A 21626-nucleotide genomic window follows, 5' to 3' on the forward strand; every position below is an offset into this window, starting at 1 on the left:
AAGCCCCCTCCCACATTTTGTATTGCGGTGTTCAGTCGAGGGCTTTCCAGATTTCAGTGGCGTACTCGCGGATCGTCCGGTCCGACGAGAACCAGCCCATCCGTGCGGTATTGAGCACCGCCGAACGCCACCACGCCTTGGAATCATGCCAATGCGCTTCGACCCGCGCCTGGGCGTCCCAGTAGGAATCGAAGTCGGCGCAGACCAGGAAGCGGTCGTAGTCGATCAACCCGTCGATCAAGCCCACATAGCGGCCCGGATCGTCCGGCGAGAACACCCCGCCGCGAATCGCTTGCAGCACATCGCTCAGACGATGGGACGCCGCAATATCGGGCCCGGCGTTGAATTCACCGGCATGTTTACGTGCCTCCACCTGTTGCGCACTGAGGCCGAAGATAAACATGTGATCGGCGCCCACGCGCTCGTGCATCTCCACGTTGGCGCCGTCCATGGTGCCGATGGTCAGCGCGCCGTTGAGGCCGAACTTCATGTTGCTGGTGCCCGAGGCTTCAAAGCCGGCGGTGGAGATCTGCTCCGACAAGTCCGCCGCCGGAATGATGCTTTCCGCCAGGCTGACGTTGTAGTTGGGCAGGAACACCACCTTGAGCAGCCCGCGTACGGTCGGGTCGTTGTTGACGGTGCGTGCGATGTCGTTGGTCAGCTTGATGATCAACTTGGCCTGGTGATAGCTGGCCGCCGCCTTGCCCGCGAAGATCTTCACCCGTGGTACCCAGTCGGTGCCCGGCTCGGCACGGATCGCCTGGTACAGCGCCACGGTGTGCAGCAGGTTGAGCAACTGGCGCTTGTATTCGTGGATACGCTTGACCTGCACGTCGAACATCGCCGCCGGGTTCACCGAAATGCCCAGGCGCTCATGGATGATCTCGGCCAGCGCACGCTTGCTGTGCAGGCGCTGGTCGGCAAAGGCTTTGCGGAACGTCTGTTTCTCGGCGAAGGTTTCCAGCTCGCCCAGGCGGGTTTCGATGGTGTCGAGAATGTCCGGGCCCAAGGCTTCCACCAGCATATCGGTGAGCTTGGGGTTGGCCTGGTACAGCCAGCGGCGGAAGGTAATGCCGTTGGTCTTGTTGTTGATGCGCTCCGGGTAGAGCTTGTGCAGTTCGGAGAACACGGTGCTGCGCATCAGTTGGGTGTGCAGGCCGGACACGCCGTTGACGCTGTGGGAGCCGAGGAACGCCAGGTTGCCCATGCGCACACGGCGGCCGTTGTCTTCTTCGATCAGGGACACGGCGCGCAGCACGTCGAAGTCATGGATGCCCTTGGCGCGCAACGCATCGATGTGCTGGGCGTTGATCAGGTAGATGATCTGCATGTGCCGGGGCAGCATGCGCTCCATCAGGCCGACCGGCCAGGTTTCCAGAGCCTCGGGCAACAGGGTGTGGTTGGTGTACGACAGGGTTTCGACGGTGACATCCCACGCGGCTTCCCACGGAATGTCGTGCAGGTCGACTAACTGGCGCATCAACTCGGCCACGGCGATCGAGGGGTGGGTGTCGTTGAGCTGGATCGCCGCGTGTTCGCCCAGGCTCAGGACCGAGCCGTGCATGTTCTTGTGGCGACGCAGCAGGTCCTGCAAGGAGGCGGCGACGAAGAAGTATTCCTGGCGCAGGCGCAGTTCCTGCCCCGCTTCGGTGCTGTCCGCCGGGTAAAGCACTCGGGAGATGCTCTCGGCGCGGGCCACTTCGGCGACGGCGCCCAAGTGGTCACCGGCGTTGAAGCGCTCCAGGTGCAGGTCTTCCACCGCCCGGGCACGCCACAGGCGCAAGGTATTCACGCTGGCGCCGCGCCAACCGACCACCGGGGTGTCGTAGGCAACGGCGCGCACGGTTTCGTTGGGCGTCCACACCTGGATCAGCTTGCCGGAGGCATCCGGCAGGGTCTCGACGCTGCCGCCAAAGCCAATCGGGTAAATCACCTCGGCCCGCTCGAATTCCCACGGGTTGCCGAAATCCAGCCAGCGTTCGGTCTGTTCCTGCTGCCAGCCATCGACAATCGCCTGGCGGAACAAGCCGTGCTCATAACGAATGCCATAACCGTGACCGGCGATGCCCAAGGTCGACATGCTTTCCATAAAGCATGCGGCCAGACGGCCGAGGCCGCCGTTGCCAAGCGCCGCGTCGGGCTCCAGCAGGCGAATGCGTTCGAGGTCCACACCCAGCTCGGACAAGGCTTCGCGAGCGATCTCCAGCACGCCGAGGTTGCTCAGGCTGTCGTAGAGCAGGCGGCCGATAAGGAATTCCAGGGAGAGGTAATACACCCGCTTCTGGCCTTTGCGGTAGATACGCCGCGTGTGATCCATCCAGTGGTCGACCATCTGGTCGCGGGCGGCCAGGGCAATGGCTTCGAACCAGTCATGGTCGAAGGCATGGTCCGGGTCTTTGCCCACCGCGTAGGTGAGTTTGGTCAAGACAGCATCGCGGAATGCGGCTACCTCTGCTTCTCGTGCAAGCGGTTCCTGAGACATCGGTGTGACCTCGGGCGAGATTGAAGGAGTTGCTAGAGCCTAGTCGGTCTGACAGACGGTAGACGCTCTGGTTCGGCAGTTTTTTAACTCATTCACCTTTAATACGCTTTTGATGCAGGGGTCGTGCCCGATCAGCCCTCATCCGCGCCTTTGAGCTGAAATCCGTAAAATATTGTTCAAAAAACCACCAATCCCGGTATGATCGCGCGCCCGGATACCGCCCCACCTTTTGGAACCCTGATGAAGCCTCAACTGATCGCCGCCGCGGAACTCGACCGTCTCGAGACTTGGCAGAAATACTCCGCCCATATGTGCGGCGGCTGCGTGTCCAGCTGCTGCACGCTGCCGGTTGAGGTGAAGATCAAGGACCTGATCCGCATTGGCATCGTCGATGAGTTCGAGCGCGGCGACCCGCCGAAGAACATCGCCAAGCGGTTGCAGAAGGAAGGCATCGTCGAGCGCTACAACAACAAATCCGAGATTTTTACCCTGCAGCGCATGAGCAACAACGACTGCCTGTACCTGGATCGTAAGACGCGCTTCTGCACTATTTATGACAAGCGCCCGGATACTTGCCGCAACCACCCGAAGATCGGGCCGCGCCCGGGGTATTGCGCGTACAAGCCGAAGGAAGTGGTGCGCGAGACCAAATTCAAGACCCTCGACAAGTTCTGATTCGGGTTTTGTGGGGCTCTCAAGGGCCCTATCGGGGGCAAGCCCCCTCCCACATTTTGATCTGTGAACACATTCAAAGGTGGGAGGGGGCTTGCCCCCGATGAGGCCAGTACAGCCACCACAGAAACTGCAGGCATAAAAAAACGCCCCCGGCCTTTCGACCGGGGGCGTTTTTCATTCAGCCTGAGTTAACTCAGTTCTTGGCTTTCTTGGCAGCGCGGGTGCGCTCGCCTTCGTCCAGGATCTTCTTACGCAGGCGGATCGACTTCGGCGTCACTTCGCACAGTTCGTCGTCCTGGATGAACTCCAGGGCCTGTTCCAGGGTGAAGCGAACAGGTGGAACCAGGGCGATGGTTTCGTCTTTACCCGAAGCACGCATGTTGTCGAGCTTCTTGCCTTTGGTTGGGTTGACGCCCATGTCGTTGTCACGGCTGTTCAGGCCAACGATCTGACCGTTGTAGATCTCTTGACCGTGTTCAACGAACAGCTTGCCACGCGCCTGGAGGGTTTCCAGGGAGTAGGTCAGCGCCTTGCCGGTTTCTACCGATACCAGAACACCGTTCTGACGGCCGGACATGTCGCCGGACTTCATGGTGTCGTAGCGATCGAAGATCGAGGTCAGGATGCCAGCACCGTTGGTCAGGGTCAGGAACTGGTTACGGAAACCAATCAGGCCACGAGCAGGGATGTTGTATTCCAGACGCACACGGCCTTTGCCATCCGGCACCATGTTGGTCAGGTCGCCCTTACGCAGGCCCATCTCTTCCATGACCTTGCCCTGGGATTCTTCAGGAGTGTCGATGGTGACGTTTTCGAACGGTTCCTGCTTCACGCCGTCAACCTGACGGATGATAACTTCAGGACGACCAACGCCCATTTCGAAGCCTTCGCGACGCATGGTTTCGATCAGTACCGAGAGGTGCAGCTCACCACGGCCGGAAACCTTGAACTTGTCAGCCGAGTCGCCTTCTTCAACGCGCAGTGCAACGTTGTACAGCAGCTCTTTGTCCAGACGTTCCTTGATGTTACGGGAAGTCACGAACTTGCCTTCTTTACCGCAGAAAGGCGAGTCGTTTACCTGGAAGGTCATGGAAACGGTTGGCTCGTCGACGGTCAGAGGCTTCATTGCCTCGACAGTGTCCGGCTGGCACAGGGTGTCGGAGATGAACAGCGAGTCCATGCCGCTGACGCACACGATGTCGCCGGCGAAGGCTTCTTCAACGTCGATACGGTGCAGGCCGTGGTGACCCATCAGCTTCAGGATACGACCGTTGCGCTTCTTGCCGTCGGCGCCGATTGCCACAACCGGGGTGTTCGGCTTGACGCTGCCACGGGCGATACGGCCAACGCCGATCACACCCAGGAAGCTGTTGTAGTCCAGTGCCGAGATTTGCATCTGGAACGGGCCGTCACGGTCAACTTTCGGCGCAGGTACGTTGTCGACGATCGACTGGTACAGCGGGGTCATGTCTTCGGCCATGTCGGTGTGGTCCAGACCGGCAATGCCGTTCAGGGCCGAGGCGTAGACGACTTTGAAGTCCAGCTGTTCTTCGGTAGCACCCAGGTTGTCGAACAGATCGAAGATCTGGTCCAGAACCCAGTCCGGACGCGCGCCCGGACGGTCAACCTTGTTGATGCACACGATCGGACGCAGGCCGGCTTCGAACGCCTTCTTGGTCACGAAACGGGTTTGCGGCATAGGGCCGTCTTGAGCGTCAACCAGCAGCAGAACGGAGTCAACCATCGACATTACGCGTTCTACTTCGCCGCCGAAGTCGGCGTGGCCCGGGGTATCCACGATGTTGATGTGGTAGCCGTTCCAGTTGATGGCGGTGTTTTTTGCCAGGATGGTAATACCGCGCTCTTTTTCCTGGTCGTTGGAGTCCATCACGCGCTCGTCGTTGAGCTCGTTGCGCTCCAGGGTGCCGGATTGACGCAGGAGTTTGTCTACCAGGGTGGTTTTACCATGGTCAACGTGGGCAATGATGGCGATGTTACGTAGATTTTCGATCACTTGTGTATCTCGATCAGAGGATTCGGTGTGCTGACAGGTCGTGGCAGCGATTAACAGTAGAGTCAGGCCTTGCCGTTACAGCTTGACGGCAGAGTCGGGGGGCCGGTGACGCAGGCCACAGGCAAACAGCCCCGGGCTCTTAGCTCGGTCGATAAACGCGCACATTGGCATGCCCCTCACTGAGCAAATGGTGGGCATGCAGGCGACTCATCACGCCTTTGTCGCAATACAGCAGGTACTGACGGCTGTTATCCAGTTCCTTGAAACGCGCGTTCAATGCATAGAACGGCAGCGTTTGTACGTCGATGCCGGCGATTTCCAGCGGCTCATCTTCAGCGGCATCCGGGTGACGGATGTCGATGACGATCTGGCCGGCCAGGGCTTCGCTGACTTCTTCGATCTGCACATCCTGGCCCAGTTCGTCGATAACACGATCGATCGGGACCAGCTTGGCGTTCTCGAGCGCACGCTCCAGAACCGCCATATCAAACTGTTGTTCTTCGTACTCCACGCGGTTGCGCTTGGCGTGGGTCTTGGGGTTCACCGAAATGACCCCGCAGTATTCAGGCATATGCTTGGCAAAGTCGGCGGTGCCGATTGCTTCTGCCAAGTCGATGATGTCCTGCTTGTGGCTGGCGATCAGCGGGCGCAGTACCAGCTTCTCGGTCACGCAGTCGATCAGCGACAGGTTCGGCAGCGTCTGGCTGGAAACCTGGGAAATCGCTTCACCGGTCACCAGCGCGTCGATCTGCAACTGATCGGCGATTCGGGACGCAGCGCGCAACATCATACGCTTCAAAACTACGCCCATATGACTGTTATCGACTTTACCGAGAATTTCGCCCAGCACTTCCTCGAACGGTACGCTCACAAATAGCACGCGCTGGGAGCTGCCGTACTTCTTCCAGATAAAGTGCGCAACTTCCATCACGCCCAATTCGTGTGCACGCCCGCCCAGGTTAAAGAAGCAGAAATGGCTCATCAGGCCGCGGCGCATGATCTGGTAGGCCGCCACCGTGGAATCGAAACCGCCGGACATGAGGACCAGGGTCTGTTCCAGGGCGCCCAGCGGGTAGCCGCCGATGCTGTCGTGCTGGCTGTGAATCACAAACAACCGTTGGTCGCGAATTTCCATGCGCACTTCAATTTGCGGCGCCTTGAGGGAAATTCCGGCGGCGCCGCACTCGCGACGCAGCTTGCTGCCGACGTATTTCTCGACGTCCATGGAACTGAACGGGTGCTTGCCGGCACGCTTGCAGCGCACCGAAAAAATCTTGCCTTCAAGGCTGTCGCCGAAGTGCCGTTTGCATTTCTCGGTGATGTCGTCGAAGTCCCCCAGCGGGTACTCATCCACCTGCAGGAAATGCGCGATACCCGGCATGCAGCTCAGGCGCTCGGTCATGTCCTTCAAGGCTTTGGCGTCGGTCAGGCGGGTTTCCAGCTCGAGGTTGTCCCACACACCGTTCACCACCACAGCCGGGTCCAGATCGCGGAGCACGGCACGGATGTTCTTGGCCAACTGACGGATGAAACGCATCCGTACCGGTCGGCTCTTGATGGTGATCTCGGGGAAGACTTTAACGATTAATTTCATGGAAACAGCGCGCGCAGGGCCTGCCGAAAAAGGGGGGCGCGGATTATAGCGGAAATCGCTCAAGGTTTAACCAGTTAATATGCACAACACTCGACTCGCACTAAAGAGGTGCATTTGCACTCGCGCGCGCCACATTGCGGTGCGCTAATTTCCGGCATTTGTCGCAATGCACCTTTATAGGGGCGTTTTTGGAGCAAAAAACCCATGTTGGCGCACTGGCATGCAATTTGCTCTCTTGTGAGGCAGGTTGCCATGGCGGACTATCCGCGCCGGCATCACCCACATTCTAAGGGCTAACTCCACTACCCCAGCCCGAAGCCACCCGGAGGACACTATGTCGAAGTCGGTTCAACTCATCAAAGATCATGACGTTAAATGGATTGATCTGCGCTTCACGGACACCAAAGGCACTCAGCACCACGTGACCATGCCGGCTCGCGACGCGCTGGATGATGCTTTCTTCGAAGAAGGCAAAATGTTCGACGGCTCCTCCATCGCTGGCTGGAAAGGCATCGAAGCCTCCGACATGATCCTGATGCCGGACGACAGCACTGCCGTTCTCGACCCGTTCACCGAAGACCCAACCCTGATCATCGTCTGCGACGTGATCGAGCCTTCGACCATGCAAGGCTACGACCGCGACCCACGTGCGATCGCCAAGCGTGCCGAGGAATACCTGAAGTCGACCGGTATCGGCGACACCGTATTCGTAGGCCCGGAGCCGGAATTCTTCATCTTTGATTCGGTCAAGTTCAAGTCCGACATCTCCGGCTCCATGTTCAAGATCTTCTCCGAACAAGGTTCGTGGATGTCCGACCAGGACGTGGAAGGCGGCAACAAAGGCCACCGTCCAGGCATCAAAGGTGGCTACTTCCCGGTTCCGCCGTTCGACCACGACCACGAAATCCGTACCTCCATGTGCAACGCCATGGAAGAAATGGGCCTGGTCATCGAAGTTCACCACCATGAAGTGGCGACTGCCGGCCAGAACGAAATCGGCGTTAAGTTCAACACCCTGGTGGCCAAGGCTGACGAAGTCCAGACCCTGAAGTACTGCGTACACAACGTGGCTGATGCCTACGGCCGTACCGCTACCTTCATGCCTAAGCCGCTGTACGGCGATAACGGTTCGGGCATGCACGTTCACCTGTCCATCGCCAAAGAAGGCAAGAACACCTTCGCTGGCGAAGGTTATGCCGGCCTGTCCGACACCGCTCTGTACTTCATCGGCGGCATCATCAAGCACGGTAAGGCCCTGAACGGCTTCACCAACCCGTCGACCAACTCCTACAAGCGTCTGGTCCCAGGTTTCGAAGCACCGGTCATGCTGGCCTACTCGGCTCGTAACCGTTCCGCCTCGATCCGCATTCCTTACGTATCCAGCCCGCGCGCTCGCCGTATCGAAGCTCGCTTCCCGGATCCAGCAGCCAACCCATACCTGGCCTTCGCTGCCCTGGTCATGGCCGGCCTGGACGGTATCCAGAACAAGATCCACCCTGGCGACGCCGCCGACAAAAACTTGTACGACCTGCCGCCTGAAGAGGCCAAAGAGATCCCACAAGTGTGCGGCAGCCTGAAAGAAGCCCTGGAAGAGCTGGACAAGGGCCGTGCGTTCCTGACCAAAGGCGGCGTATTCAGCGACGACTTCATCGATGCCTACATCGAGCTGAAAAGCGAAGAAGAAATCAAAGTACGCACCTTCGTACACCCACTGGAATACGAGCTGTACTACAGCTGCTGATCCGGTAGCGCTGCTTGACGCAGCGTGATGAAAAAGGCCTCCTTCGGGAGGTCTTTTTTTTGCCCGCACCCTAGGAGGTCACCTCTTGAAGCGTCTACTCGCATTCACTTTATTGTTCGCCAGCGCCAGTGCATTCGCTGCACCGCCGACACTGGCGCCATTGCTCAACAGCATCGCCGAACGCCTGGCCATTGCCGACCAGGTGGCCCTGAGCAAATGGGACAGTAAAAAACCGGTAGAAGACAAAAAGCGCGAGCAGGACGTGCTCGCCAGCGTCATTGCCCAGGCACCGAGTTACCAACTGGAGCCCGCCGCCGCCGAGCAATTTTTCTCGGCGCAGATCGAGGCAAACAAGCTGGTGCAGTACACCCACCTGTCCGACTGGCAGTTCCAGGGCAAGGCACCCGACGACCCGCGCCCGGACCTGGTGAAGCAGATCCGCCCGCAGCTGGATCAATTGCAAAAACGCCTGCTGCAACAGCTCGCGGACTTCACGCCACAACGCAGCGACCCGCAGTGCCCTCAATGGCTGGCTGAAGCGGTGCATGAACCACTGAACGACCCGTTGCGGCAACTGGCGATGATTCGCGCCACGGCCGAGCTATGTATCCACAAAGACTGAAGCTGTAACCCGAGCCGAACATGTGGGAGTTCCTCCCACATTGGATTTGTGTGAATTCGGCACTTCCTGAACAACCTTCACAAAACCGCACTATATTGGTGCGACATCCCGCACCCTTCCCACTGACTCACACCATTTTGGTTCGAAACTTCCCGAGCGGGCTGGCAGAACGCCACAGTTTCGCGCCTTAATCCCTTATTTCAGGGGATTCACGCTTCTTTTCGGAGCCTTGGTTTGGTTTTTGCATTTTCCTTGTATCAGCGTGTGCCTCAAGCCCGCGCCTTGCTCCAAAAGAGGTCCCGATGACCATCAGCGATGCACTGCACCGTTTGCTACTCGACAACCTGACCACCGCGACCATCCTGCTCAATGACGACCTGCGCCTTGAGTACATGAACCCGGCGGCAGAGATGCTCCTGGCCATCAGCGGTCAGCGCAGCCATGGGCAGTTCATCAGCGAATTGTTCACCGAGTCGGCCGAAGCCTTGAGTTCGTTGCGCCAGGCAGTGGAGCAGGCACACCCGTTCACCAAGCGTGAAGCGATGCTCACGGCACTCACCGGCCAGACGCTGACCGTCGACTACGCCGTGACCCCGATCCTGAGCAACGGCGCCACGCTGCTGCTGCTCGAAGTGCACCCCCGCGACCGCCTGTTGCGCATCACCAAGGAAGAAGCCCAGCTGTCCAAGCAGGAGACCAGCAAGATGCTGGTGCGCGGCCTGGCCCATGAGATCAAGAACCCGCTGGGCGGCATTCGCGGCGCGGCGCAGCTGCTGGCCCGTGAACTGCCGGACGAGCACCTCAAGGACTACACCAACGTCATCATCGAAGAGGCCGACCGCCTGCGTAACCTGGTGGACCGCATGCTCGGCTCCAACAAGCTGCCGTCGCTGGCGATGACCAACGTGCACGAAGTTCTGGAGCGCGTCTGTCAGTTGGTAGAAGCCGAAAGCCAGGGCTGCATCACCCTGGTGCGCGACTACGACCCAAGCATTCCCGACGTGTTGATCGACCGCGAGCAGATGATCCAGGCGGTGCTCAACATCGTGCGCAACGCCATGCAGGCCATCAGCAGCCAGAACGAGCTGCGCCTTGGCCGCATCAGCCTGCGCACCCGCGCCCTGCGCCAGTTCACCATCGGCCACGTGCGCCATCGCCTGGTGACCAAGGTCGAGATCATCGACAACGGCCCGGGCATTCCTGCGGAACTTCAGGAAACCATCTTCTTTCCCATGGTCAGCGGCCGCCCGGACGGTACCGGGCTGGGCCTGGCCATTACCCAGAACATCATCAGCCAGCACCAGGGTCTGATCGAATGTGAGAGTCATCCCGGCCACACCACATTCTCGATCTTTCTGCCTCTGGAACAAGGAGCCCCATCGACATGAGCCGTAGTGAAACTGTGTGGATCGTCGATGACGACCGTTCTATCCGCTGGGTCCTCGAGAAAGCCTTGCAACAGGAAGGCATGACCACCCAGAGCTTCGACAGCGCCGACGGGGTGATGAGCCGCCTGGCGCGCCAGCAGCCCGACGTGATCATCTCCGACATCCGCATGCCCGGCGCCAGTGGCCTGGACCTGCTGGCGCGGATTCGCGAGCAGCACCCGCGCCTGCCGGTGATCATCATGACGGCGCACTCGGACCTGGACAGCGCTGTCGCGTCCTATCAGGGCGGCGCCTTCGAGTACCTGCCCAAGCCGTTTGACGTGGACGAGGCCGTGGCGCTGGTCAAGCGCGCCAACCAGCACGCCCAGGAACAGCAGAACCAGGAAGCTCCGCCGACCCTGACCCGCACCCCGGAAATCATCGGTGAAGCGCCGGCGATGCAGGAAGTGTTTCGCGCCATCGGGCGCTTGAGCCATTCCAACATCACCGTGCTGATCAACGGCGAGTCGGGTACCGGTAAAGAGTTGGTGGCCCACGCCCTGCACCGCCACAGCCCGCGGGCGGCCTCGCCGTTTATCGCGCTGAACATGGCGGCGATCCCCAAGGATCTGATGGAGTCCGAGCTGTTCGGCCATGAGAAAGGCGCATTCACCGGCGCAGCCAACCTGCGTCGCGGCCGCTTCGAACAGGCGGACGGCGGCACGCTGTTCCTCGATGAAATCGGCGACATGCCGGCCGACACCCAGACCCGCCTGCTGCGCGTACTGGCGGACGGCGAGTTCTACCGCGTGGGCGGGCATACACCGGTCAAGGTCGATGTGCGCATCATCGCCGCGACTCACCAGAACCTGGAAACCCTGGTGCACGCCGGCAAGTTCCGTGAAGACTTGTTCCACCGTCTCAACGTGATCCGCATCCACATCCCACGGATGTCGGACCGCCGCGAAGATATCCCGACCCTCGCCCGCCACTTCCTCAGCCGCGCCGCCCAGGAGCTGGCCGTCGAGCCGAAGCTGCTGAAAAGCGAGACCGAGGAATACCTGAAGAACCTGCCGTGGCCCGGCAACGTGCGCCAGCTGGAGAACACCTGCCGCTGGATCACCGTGATGGCGTCCGGCCGCGAAGTGCATATCGGCGACCTGCCGCCGGAACTGCTGAGCCTGCCGCAGGATTCGGCCCCGGTGACCAACTGGGAACAGGCGCTGCGCCAATGGGCCGACCAGGCCCTGGCACGCGGCCAGTCGAACCTGCTGGACAGCGCCGTGCCGGCCTTCGAGCGGATCATGATCGAAACCGCCCTCAAGCACACCGCCGGCCGCCGTCGCGATGCCGCCGTGTTGCTGGGTTGGGGTCGCAATACCCTGACGCGCAAGATCAAGGAGTTGGGCATGAAGGTCGATGGTGGGGATGACGATGAGGGCGACGACGCCTGATCTCCCATCTACCGAGGTCTAATGTGGGAGGGGGCTTGCTCCCGATGGCGGTGGATCAGTCAGATAGATATCGACTGACACTCCGCCATCGGGAGCAAGCCCCCTCTCACATTTGGGCCTCCACACGGACTCAGAACCGTGCACCGCTTCAATGCACCCTGTTCTAGCATCGCGCACACGTTCCAAGCCCGAAACATGCGTTTTGTTAAGAAAATGCTGAACCCCGAAAACACTAAAGCCCCGTATTCCGGGGCTTTGCGCTTTCTGGAGAAATTTTTTGGCACAACTTAGCCACTCTGGCACGCGCCCTGCAATAACCCCAGTACAACCCAGTTTCGGGGACCTTGGTACAGGCAGGCCGAGAATCCCCTCTTTACACCCGGGGTGCTTGATGCGAACCGCGTCGCGCTCCACACCGCTTTCGGGAACCTCGGTACAGGCAGGCCGGGGATTCCCTCTTTAACACCGAAGCCTCTGGCTTCACCCCGTTTTGGGAGCCCTGGTACAGGCAGGCCGGGAACTCCCTCTTTTATTGCTCTTGGAGATGGATCTCCAGCCGCCAGCGGTCATCCACCTCCTCGCCCTTCCACTCCCCGCGCAGCGGCCGAGCCGCCACCAGGTTCAGCAGCAAGCCCGCATCGGTCTTGCGCACGCGCCAGTTCACATCCTTGTCGTTGACCTTGAGCTGCCCGCTGGCGGCTTTGCCTTGTGCATCGAACAACAGCGCCACGGTGCCGTCGATATGCTCACCATGCAGCTTGGGTTCGCGGTTGAACCACGCAACCACACCGTCCGCCGCCGTCTCTATCTGCTGCAACTCGACCGGGTCAGGGGTGGTCAGGCGACCGATCATCAGGCCCACCATCAGGCCGACAATCGCCAATGAGCCCATGACCCTCGGCATTAGCTTCGGCCTTGGGTCTTCTTCAGGGGTAGAATGCAGCGCATCTTTGCCTTCGGAGCCGTGCATGTTTCACGTCATCCTTTTTCAACCAGAAATTCCGCCGAATACCGGCAACGTTATCAGGCTGTGCGCCAACAGTGGCTGCCACCTGCATTTGATCGAGCCCCTGGGCTTCGACATGGACGACAAGCGCCTGCGCCGTGCCGGCCTGGACTACCACGAGTATGCCACCCTGCAGCGCCATGCCGACCTGGCCAGCTGCCTGGAAAGCCTGGGCCACCCACGGCTGTTCGCGTTCACCACCAAGGGTTCGCGACCGTTCCATGATGCCAGCTTCGCCGAAGGCGACGCCTTCCTGTTCGGCCCGGAAAGCCGTGGCCTGCCGGCCGAGGTACTCGACGCCCTGCCCGATGGCCATCGCCTGCGCCTGCCGATGCGCGAAGGCTGCCGCAGCCTGAACCTGTCGAACACCGTGGCCGTGGCCGTCTACGAAGGCTGGCGCCAACTCGGCTTCAAATAGCACACATAACAAATGTGGGAGGGGGCTTGCCCCCGATGGCGGAGTGTCAGTCGACATCTACGTGACTGATCCATCGCCATCGGGAGCAAGCTCCCTCCCACATTGGGTTCTGCGTCGGGCTCGAGATTACTGAACCGTCGGTGCGCCTTCCTGTTGCATGCGCTGCAGCTCTTGAGCGTACAGGGCATCGAAGTTCACCGGAGCCAGCATCAACGCCGGGAACGAACCACGGGTGACCAGGCTGTCCAGGGTCTCGCGGGCATACGGGAACAGGATGTTCGGGCAGAACGCACCCAGGGTGTGGCTCATGGACGCTTCGTCCAGGCCCTGGATCAGGAAGATACCGGCCTGTTGCACTTCAGCGATGAAGGCCACTTCTTCGCCATTCTTGACGGTGACCGACAAGGTCAGCACGACTTCGTGGAAATCGCCTTCCAGTGCCTTTTGACGGGTGTTCAGGTCCAGGGCAACGCTTGGGGTCCATTCCTGGCGGAAGATAGCCGGGCTTTTCGGCGCTTCGAACGACAAGTCACGCACGTAGATACGCTGCAGCGAAAATTGTGGGCCTTGGGCTTCTGCTGCTTCGGTGTTCTGTTGGTCAGTCATCGCAGATCCTTCTTGATCTTGGGGTCTTTTAGGGGTTAGGAGTCAGACGAGCAGCAGCGCATCGAGTTTACCGGCGCGCTCCAGGGCAAACAGGTCGTCGCAACCACCGATGTGTTTGGCGCCGATCCAGATCTGCGGCACTGACGTGCGCCCCGCCTTCTGGGCCATTTCGGCACGCACCTGGGGCTTGCCATCGACCTTGATCTCTTCGAAGGCAACGCCCTTTTTCTCCAGCAGGGCCTTGGCCCGCATGCAGTAAGGGCACCAATCGCTGGAATATACGACAACCTGGCTCATATCACTTCACCAGCGGCAGGTTATCGGCGCGCCAGCTGCTGATGCCACCGGACAGCTTGGCGGCGGTGAAACCGCTCTTGAGCATCTCGCGGGCGTGGGTACCGGCGTGCTGGCCCTGGGCGTCGACCAGGATGATGGTCTTGGCCTTGTGCTTTTCCAGCTCGGCCAGGCGCGCGATCAGCTTGTCCTGAGGAATGTTCAGGGCACCGACGATGTGGCCGGCGGCGAAATCCTTGACTGGGCGGATATCCACCACAATGGCCTCATCCTTGTTGACCAGCGCGGTCAGCTCCGACGTGCTCAGGCTGCGGCCACCACGGCTCAATTCGTGAGCGATCAGCAGCGCCAGCAGGATGACGAAGGCACCCACGAGCAGATAGTGGGCAGTGGCAAATGCAATCAGGTGATCAACCATCAAGGAGGTTCCAGGGCGTTAAAATGGCGGTAAGTATACACAGCCGTCAGGGGGGGCCAACCCCCGTAAGGCGGTGACGTGGTCGGAACTTCGCTTTAAACTGCCACTCCCTTTTCAATTGCCTTCCTTTATTACCGCCGCGAGAGGATCTATGACTACTACGCCTAAACCTTTGGTCCTGATAATTCTCGATGGCTTCGGACACAGTGAAAGCCACCACGACAACGCGGTGTACGCGGCCAAGAAGCCCGTACTCGACCGCCTGACCGCGACGGTGCCCAACGGCCTGATCTCCGGCTCGGGCATGGACGTGGGCCTGCCGGACGGCCAGATGGGCAACTCGGAAGTCGGCCACATGAACCTCGGCGCCGGACGAGTGGTCTATCAGGACTTCACCCGCGTGACCAAATCGATCCGCGATGGCGAGTTCTTCGAGAACCCGACCCTCTGCGCAGCGGTAGATAAAGCCGTGGCCGCCGGCAAAGCCGTGCACTTCATGGGCCTGCTGTCCGACGGCGGCGTACACAGTCACCAGGACCATCTGGTGGCGATGGCCGAACTGGCCTTCAAGCGCGGCGCCGACAAGATCTACCTGCACGCCTTCCTCGATGGTCGCGACACCCCGCCAAAAAGCGCGCAATCCTCCATCGAGCTGCTGGACGCCACCTTCGCCGCCCTGGGCAAGGGACGCATCGCCAGCCTGGTGGGGCGCTACTTCGCCATGGACCGCGACAACCGTTGGGACCGCGTGTCCCAGGCCTACAACCTGATCGTCGACGGCCAGGCCGAATTCCACGCCGCCACCGCCCAGGAAGGCCTGGAAGCCGCCTACGCCCGCGGCGAGAGCGATGAATTCGTCAAGGCCACCACCCTCGGCGAGCCGGTCAAGGTCGAAGACGGCGACGCCGTGGTGTTCATGAACTTCCGCGCCGACCGTGCCCGCGAGCTGAGCCGTGTGTTTGTCGAAGACGGTTTCAAGGAATTCGAGCGGGCGCGCCAGCCAAAAGTCCAATACGTCGGCCTGACCCAATACGCCGCCAGCATCCCGGCCCCCGCAGCGTTTGCTGCCGGCAGCCTGGACAACGTGCTGGGCGACTACCTGGCGAAGAACGGCAAGACCCAGCTGCGTATTGCCGAAACCGAGAAATACGCCCACGTCACCTTCTTCTTCTCCGGCGGCCGTGAAGAACCGTTCCCAGGCGAAGAACGCATCCTGATCCCTTCGCCGAAAGTCGCCACCTACGACCTGCAGCCGGAAATGAGCGCGCCGGAAGTCACCGACAAGATCGTCGACGCCATCGACCACCAGCGTTACGACGTGATCGTGGTCAACTACGCCAACGGTGACATGGTCGGCCACAGCGGCAACCTGGAAGCTGCGACCAAGGCCGTGGAATGCCTGGACCTGTGCGTCGGCCGCATTGTCGAGGCCCTGGAAAAAGTCGGCGGCGAAGCGCTGATCACCGCCGACCACGGTAACTGCGAGCAGATGTCCGACGAAACCACCGGCCAGGCTCACACGGCTCACACGACCGAGCCGGTGCCGTTCATCTATGTAGGCAAGCGCGACTTCAAAGTGCGTGAAGGCGGCGTACTGGCGGATGTGGCGCCGACCATGCTGATGCTGATGGGGTTGGAGAAGCCGAAAGAGATGACTGGCACCTCAATCCTGGTCTGATCTAAACAACAGTGTGGGAGGGGGGCTTGCCCCCGATAGCAGTGGGTCAGCCAACACCTATTCAGCTGACACACCGCAATCGAGGGCAAGCCCCCTCCCACATTGGATCTCCGGCGTTTGGTAGATGTCTTTTTGCCATACCACCGCCACTCGGCACCTATCTTGCCTTCCAGGCCGAATTGGGCGTTTTTTTTGCAGCGCTTGGCGGGCATACTAGGCCGTCCCTTTCCCTGGTGTCGCCCGCCTCTATGCTTCGCGCCTTGATTACCCTCGCTCTTGTCTGCCTGCTCCAACCGGCGTTTGCCGACGAGCGCGCACAAACTCAACAACAGTTGGACGCTACGCGTCAGGACATTACCGAGCTGAAAAAACTGCTCGGCAAGCTCCAGGAAGAAAAATCCGGGGTGCAGAAAGACCTGCGCGGCACGGAAACCGAAATGGGCAAGCTGGAGAAGCAGGTCCAGGAGCTGCAAAAAGAACTAAAGAAGAGCGAGTCGGAACTGGAGCGACTCGACGCTGAGAAAAAAAAACTCCAGAGCGCACGCGTTGAACAGCAACGCTTGATCGCGATCCAGGCCCGCGCCGCCTACCAGAGCGGCCGCCAGGAATACCTCAAGCTGCTGCTCAACCAGCAGAACCCGGAGAAATTCGCGCGCACCCTGACCTACTACGACTACCTGAGCAAGGCCCGCCTGGAGCAATTGAAAAGCTTCAACGAGACCCTGCGCCAGTTGGCCAACGTCGAACAGGAAATCGCCAACCAGCAGTCGCAGCTGGAGGACCAGAAAGCCAGCCTCAACGCCCAGCGCGACGAGCTGGACAAGGTCCGCAAGGAGCGCCAGCTGGCCCTGGCCAAGCTCAATGACGACGTGAAGGCCCGCGACGCCAAGCTGCAGGCCCGCGAGCAGGACCAGGCCGACCTGGCCAAAGTGCTCAAGACCATCGAAGAAACCCTGGCACGCCAGGCACGCGAGGCCGAAGAAGCGCGACAGAAAGCGCTGATCGCCCAGCAGGAAGCGGAAAAAAAGCGCCAGCGTGAGGCCGAACTGGCAGCCACCAGCGATGCCCCGGCGCCGCGCAAACCGGCACATGCCGCCCCTGGCCCGCTGGTTTCCAGTGCCGGCGAGTCGTTCGGCGGGCCTTTTGCTTCAGCCCGCGGCAAACTTCCATGGCCGGTTGATGGTCGACTGCTGGCACGCTTTGGGGAAACCCGGGGCGATGATACCCGCGCCAAGTGGGACGGAGTGATGATCAGCGCCTCTGCCGGCAGCCAGGTCCACGCCGTACATGGCGGGCGCGTGGTGTTTGCCGATTGGCTGCGGGGCGCCGGCTTGCTGGTGATTCTCGACCACGGTAATGGCTATTTAAGCCTTTATGGCCACAATCAGACGTTACTCAAGTCGGCAGGTGATGTTGTAAAAGCCGGTGAATCCATCTCCACTGTCGGTAACAGTGGTGGCCAGGACACCCCGGCGCTGTACTTCGCTATTCGTCAGCAGGGTCGCCCGAGCGATCCCGCACAATGGTGCCGGTCCCAAGGATAGGGTCGCATCTACATTAGGAGTTCGTTCGACATGCTGCATTTGTCCCGCCTCACTTCGCTGGCCCTGACGATCGCCCTGGTCATCGGCGCGCCTCTGGCTTTTGCCGACCAGGCCGCCCCGGCTGCACCCGCCGCCACGGCCGCGACCACCAAGGCGCCATTGCCGCTGGACGAGCTGCGCACCTTTGCCGAGGTCATGGACCGGATCAAGGCCGCCTATGTCGAACCTGTAGACGACAAGACCCTGCTGGAGAATGCCATCAAGGGCATGCTCAGCAACCTTGATCCGCACTCCGCCTACCTGGGTCCGGAAGATTTTGCCGAGCTGCAGGAAAGCACCAGCGGTGAATTCGGCGGCCTGGGCATTGAAGTCGGCGCCGAAGACGGCAATATCAAGGTGGTCTCGCCCATCGATGACACCCCGGCGTCCAAGGCCGGCATCCAGGCCGGTGACTTTATCGTCAAGATCAACGGCCAGCCGACCCGCGGCCAGACCATGACCGAAGCCGTCGACAAGATGCGCGGCAAGATCGGCCAGAAAATCACCCTGACCCTGGTGCGCGACGGCGGCAACCCGTTTGACGTGACGCTCACCCGCGCGACCATCGTGGTCAAGAGCGTGAAGAGCCAGCTGCTGGAGTCGGGCTACGGTTACATCCGCATCACCCAGTTCCAGGTCAAGACCGGCGACGAAGTGGCCAAGGCCCTGGCCAAGCTGCGCAAGGACAACGGCAAGAAACTCAGCGGCATCGTGCTCGACCTGCGCAACAACCCGGGCGGCGTGCTGCAGTCGGCGGTGGAAGTGGTCGACCACTTCATCACCAAGGGCCTGATCGTCTACACCAAGGGCCGTATCGCCAACTCCGAGCTGCGCTTCTCGGCCACCGGCAACGACCTCAGCGAGAACGTGCCATTGGCCGTGCTGATCAACGGCGGCAGCGCCTCGGCCTCGGAAATCGTCGCCGGCGCCCTGCAAGACCAGAAGCGCGGCGTGCTGATGGGCACCACCAGCTTCGGCAAAGGCTCGGTACAAACCGTGCTGCCGCTGAACAACGATCGCGCCCTGAAGATCACCACCGCGCTGTACTACACGCCGAACGGCCGCTCGATCCAGGCCCAGGGCATCGTGCCGGACATCGAAGTGCGCAAGGCCAAGATCACCAACGAAATCGACAGCGAGTACTACAAGGAAGCCGACCTGCAAGGTCACCTGGGCAATGGCAACGGCGGTGCCGACCAGCCAACCGGCAGCAGCAAGAAAGCCAAGCCGATGCCGCAGGACGATGACTACCAGTTGGCCCAGGCGCTGAGCCTGCTCAAGGGCCTGAGCATTACGCGCAGCCGTTGATATGCGTGTTGCCCTGATCATCGCTGTGCTGTGCAGCCTGGCAGGGGTCGCGCAAGCGACTCCTGCCGGCGAATCCCACAAAGCCTACCTGACCCTTATCATCGACGACTTGGGGCAAAACCTGCCCCGGGATCGTCGCGTGCTGGCCCTGCCTGGGCCAGTGACCACGGCGATCATGCCCGACACGCCCCACGCCGCCGAATTCGCCCGCGAAGCGCACAAGGCCGGCAAGATCGTGATCCTGCACATGCCCATGGACCCCGCCACCGGCCCGTTCGCCTGGCACCCTGAACTCTCCCTCGAAGAACTTGGCCAACGCCTGGACGCCGCCTTCAAGGCCGTGCCCTACACCGCCGGCATCAATAACCATATGGGCAGTCGCATGACCGCCCAGCCGGCCGCCATGGCCTGGCTGATGGCGGAACTGCAGCGGCGCAACAAATTCTTCGTCGACAGCCGCACCAGCGCACAGACCGTGGCCGCCGCCGAGGCGCAGAAGATCGGCCTGGCCCATGTCTCGCGGGATGTATTCCTCGATGATGAGCGCACCGAAGCGGCGATTGCCACGCAGCTGCAAACCGCGATCAAGCTGGCGCATAAACAGGGTTCGGCGGTGATGATCGGCCACCCCTATCCGCAGACGCTGGCGGTGCTCGAGCGCGAATTGCCCAAGCTCCAGGCCCAGGGTATCGAGTGGATTGATATCAAGCTGATGATCAGTGTGCGCAGCAATCAAGCCATGGCGGGGCACGGCAAGAACGGCGTCTACCGCTACAAATAGTCCGCCATGATCTGTTCCACCCGCCCTTCAGAGCGCAACTGATCCAACGCTGCCTGCAGCCTGGCCACCGTCTCATCCGGCACATCCTTGTTCAGCGCCAGGTACAACTGGGCACTGTTGAACCGCAGCACAGTCTTGAGCCCGGTCACACCGACCTGGCGCGCCAGGTAACGTCCGGCCGGGTCGCCGGTGGCCCACAGGTCGATCTGGCCATCCACGAGCTTTTGCGCGTTGTCCTGGTCACGCAACACCACCACCGGGTTAAGGCCCTGCTTCTCCAGGGTCTCGGCGATGGCATCGCCTTTATAGGCGCCGATCCTGTAGCGGCGCGCGTGCTCCAGGTCGTCGAGCTGGATCTTGCTGTCGGCCTTGGCCAGCAGCACCCAGTCGTCCGGGCCAATGGGGCCGACCCACTTGAACAGCGCTTCACGATCCGGCAGGCGCGCCATCACAAACACGCCATAGCCGGGTTTCTCCAGGGCGAGCTTGTAGATTCGCTCCCAGGGAAAACGCAGGGTGAGATTGTAGGAAATGCCGGCACGCTTGAAGGTTTCCCGCACGATGTCCACGGCGATGCCTTCGATGTTCTCGTCCCGGGCGAAGTTCTTGCCGTTCTTGGCCATGTTGTAGGGCGGGAAATTTTCCGTCAGCAACACCAGGGAGGCGTCGGACGGCTCTTCGGCGTGGGCCGCACTCACCATGAAGATGGAGGCGCTGGCGAGGGCAAGCAGCAGGGTCTTGAACATGAAGGCTACCGGAATCCATGGCAAGCGCAGAGAGTGCCGCGCGCCTGCCATGGTGTCCAGCAACGTTTAGCGAACCACGATACCGCGCGCCGCCATGTAGGCCTTGGCCTCGGGAACGGTGTATTCGCCAAAGTGAAAAATACTCGCCGCCAGCACCGCGCTGGCATGGCCTTCGATCACGCCGTCGGCCAGGTGTTGCAGGTTACCGACACCGCCGGAGGCGATCACCGGAATACCCAGCGCATCGCTGATGGCGCGGGTCACGCCCAGGTCGAAGCCGTTCTTCATGCCGTCCTGGTCCATGCTGGTCAGCAGGATTTCCCCGGCGCCCAGGCCTTCCATCTTCATCGCCCACTCCACCGCGTCCAGGCCGGTCGGCTTGCGACCGCCATGGGTGAAGATCTCCCAGCGCGGGGTTTCGCCCGGGCCGGAGACTTTCTTGGCGTCGATGGCGACCACGATGCATTGCGAGCCGAAGTGCTGCGCGGCTTCGCCGACGAACTCCGGGTTGAACACCGCAGCCGTGTTGATCGAGACCTTGTCCGCACCGGCATTGAGCAGGTTGCGGATGTCCTGCACGGTGCGCACGCCACCGCCCACGGTCAGCGGGATAAACACCTGGCTGGCCATGCGCTCGACGGTATGCAGCGTGGTGTCGCGGCCGTCGACGCTGGCGGTGATGTCGAGAAAGGTGATCTCGTCGGCACCCTGCTCATCGTAGCGACGGGCGATTTCCACCGGGTCGCCGGCGTCACGGATGTTCTCGAACTTGACGCCCTTGACCACGCGACCGTTGTCGACGTCCAGGCAAGGGATGATGCGTTTGGCCAGCGCCATGG

At 61.0% G+C, this 21626-nt stretch carries 19 protein-coding genes; 10 read left to right on the forward strand and 9 right to left on the reverse strand.

Annotated elements, in window-relative coordinates:
* Positions 1-31: 31 nt before the first annotated feature.
* Positions 32-2482 (reverse strand): glycogen/starch/alpha-glucan phosphorylase, encoded by a 2451-nt coding sequence (locus tag B9N88_RS13825; RefSeq protein WP_027605065.1) that lies wholly within the window; start codon positions 2480-2482, stop codon positions 32-34.
* 240 nt (positions 2483-2722) lie between these two features.
* On the opposite strand from B9N88_RS13825, the gene B9N88_RS13830 reads away from it, so the two are divergent.
* On the forward strand, positions 2723-3157 hold the full coding sequence (locus B9N88_RS13830; RefSeq protein WP_024072902.1) for a YkgJ family cysteine cluster protein: 435 nt from the start codon (positions 2723-2725) through the stop codon (positions 3155-3157).
* A 193-nt stretch (positions 3158-3350) separates the two neighbouring features.
* Here the strand turns inward: B9N88_RS13830 and typA are convergent, their stop codons facing one another.
* Together typA and thiI are read right to left on the reverse strand one after the other, a co-directional pair.
* Positions 3351-5171 (reverse strand): translational GTPase TypA, encoded by a 1821-nt coding sequence (typA, locus tag B9N88_RS13835; protein WP_027605066.1) that lies wholly within the window; start codon positions 5169-5171, stop codon positions 3351-3353.
* Between the two features lie 139 nt (positions 5172-5310).
* A complete protein-coding gene (thiI, locus tag B9N88_RS13840) occupies positions 5311-6765 on the reverse strand; it encodes a tRNA uracil 4-sulfurtransferase ThiI (RefSeq protein WP_027605067.1) in 1455 nt (484 codons plus the stop codon).
* 334 nt (positions 6766-7099) lie between these two features.
* On the opposite strand from thiI, the gene glnA reads away from it, so the two are divergent.
* The 4 genes from glnA to ntrC all read left to right on the forward strand — a co-directional run bounded on the left by glnA (position 7100) and on the right by ntrC (position 11949).
* Positions 7100-8506 (forward strand): glutamate--ammonia ligase, encoded by a 1407-nt coding sequence (glnA, locus tag B9N88_RS13850; protein WP_024072899.1) that lies wholly within the window; start codon positions 7100-7102, stop codon positions 8504-8506.
* Positions 8507-8591: 85 nt separating this feature from the next.
* On the forward strand, positions 8592-9128 hold the full coding sequence (locus B9N88_RS13855; RefSeq protein WP_027605068.1) for a chorismate mutase: 537 nt from the start codon (positions 8592-8594) through the stop codon (positions 9126-9128).
* A gap of 302 nt (positions 9129-9430) precedes the next feature.
* A complete protein-coding gene (gene glnL / locus B9N88_RS13860) occupies positions 9431-10516 on the forward strand; it encodes a nitrogen regulation protein NR(II) (protein ID WP_024072896.1) in 1086 nt (361 codons plus the stop codon).
* Positions 10513-11949: a nitrogen regulation protein NR(I) gene (gene ntrC / locus B9N88_RS13865; protein ID WP_027605069.1), complete on the forward strand. Its 1437-nt coding sequence runs from the start codon at positions 10513-10515 to the stop codon at positions 11947-11949. The genes glnL and ntrC overlap by 4 nt, the downstream gene beginning before the upstream one ends.
* Before the next feature lie 529 nt (positions 11950-12478).
* Here ntrC and B9N88_RS13875 read toward each other — a convergent pair.
* Positions 12479-12919 (reverse strand): hypothetical protein, encoded by a 441-nt coding sequence (locus B9N88_RS13875; protein WP_027605070.1) that lies wholly within the window; start codon positions 12917-12919, stop codon positions 12479-12481.
* Here B9N88_RS13875 and B9N88_RS13880 point away from each other — a divergent pair.
* Positions 12918-13373 carry a tRNA (cytidine(34)-2'-O)-methyltransferase gene (locus B9N88_RS13880; protein WP_010563141.1) on the forward strand — a complete coding sequence of 152 codons (456 nt, stop codon included), beginning with the start codon at positions 12918-12920 and terminating at the stop codon, positions 13371-13373. The genes B9N88_RS13875 and B9N88_RS13880 overlap by 2 nt on opposite strands.
* Positions 13374-13499: 126 nt before the next feature.
* Here B9N88_RS13880 and secB read toward each other — a convergent pair whose 3' ends face one another.
* Genes secB through B9N88_RS13895 form a run of 3 tightly spaced genes read right to left on the reverse strand, consistent with a single transcriptional unit; the run spans position 13500 to position 14691 of the window.
* A complete protein-coding gene (gene secB, locus B9N88_RS13885) occupies positions 13500-13979 on the reverse strand; it encodes a protein-export chaperone SecB (protein ID WP_014716520.1) in 480 nt (159 codons plus the stop codon).
* Between the two features lie 42 nt (positions 13980-14021).
* Complete coding sequence (grxC, locus tag B9N88_RS13890; protein ID WP_010213876.1) at positions 14022-14276, reverse strand: glutaredoxin 3; 255 nt, start codon at positions 14274-14276, stop codon at positions 14022-14024.
* Between the two features lies 1 nt (position 14277).
* On the reverse strand, positions 14278-14691 hold the full coding sequence (locus tag B9N88_RS13895) for a rhodanese-like domain-containing protein (RefSeq protein WP_027605071.1): 414 nt from the start codon (positions 14689-14691) through the stop codon (positions 14278-14280).
* A 151-nt stretch (positions 14692-14842) separates the two neighbouring features.
* Between B9N88_RS13895 and gpmI the strand changes: the two genes are divergently transcribed.
* The 4 genes from gpmI to B9N88_RS13915 all read left to right on the forward strand — a co-directional run bounded on the left by gpmI (position 14843) and on the right by B9N88_RS13915 (position 20041).
* On the forward strand, positions 14843-16369 hold the full coding sequence (gene gpmI, locus B9N88_RS13900) for a 2,3-bisphosphoglycerate-independent phosphoglycerate mutase (protein WP_027605072.1): 1527 nt from the start codon (positions 14843-14845) through the stop codon (positions 16367-16369).
* 248 nt (positions 16370-16617) lie between these two features.
* Complete coding sequence (locus B9N88_RS13905; RefSeq protein ID WP_027605073.1) at positions 16618-17913, forward strand: murein hydrolase activator EnvC family protein; 1296 nt, start codon at positions 16618-16620, stop codon at positions 17911-17913.
* 30 nt (positions 17914-17943) lie between these two features.
* Positions 17944-19260 (forward strand): S41 family peptidase, encoded by a 1317-nt coding sequence (locus B9N88_RS13910; RefSeq protein WP_027605074.1) that lies wholly within the window; start codon positions 17944-17946, stop codon positions 19258-19260.
* 1 nt (position 19261) lies between these two features.
* Positions 19262-20041: a divergent polysaccharide deacetylase family protein gene (locus tag B9N88_RS13915; RefSeq protein ID WP_027605075.1), complete on the forward strand. Its 780-nt coding sequence runs from the start codon at positions 19262-19264 to the stop codon at positions 20039-20041.
* Here the strand turns inward: B9N88_RS13915 and B9N88_RS13920 are convergent.
* Both B9N88_RS13920 and hisF read right to left on the reverse strand, forming a co-directional pair.
* A complete protein-coding gene (locus B9N88_RS13920; protein WP_027605076.1) occupies positions 20032-20787 on the reverse strand; it encodes a substrate-binding periplasmic protein in 756 nt (251 codons plus the stop codon). The genes B9N88_RS13915 and B9N88_RS13920 overlap by 10 nt on opposite strands.
* Before the next feature lie 66 nt (positions 20788-20853).
* Entirely contained in the window at positions 20854-21624 is a 771-nt protein-coding gene (hisF, locus tag B9N88_RS13925; protein WP_003171107.1) for an imidazole glycerol phosphate synthase subunit HisF, read from the reverse strand.
* Between the last annotated feature and the right edge of the window lie 2 nt (positions 21625-21626).

Source organism: Pseudomonas sp. LAMO17WK12:I1 (assembly GCF_900177315.1).
In the GTDB taxonomy this organism is placed as follows: domain Bacteria; phylum Pseudomonadota; class Gammaproteobacteria; order Pseudomonadales; family Pseudomonadaceae; genus Aquipseudomonas; species Aquipseudomonas marginalis.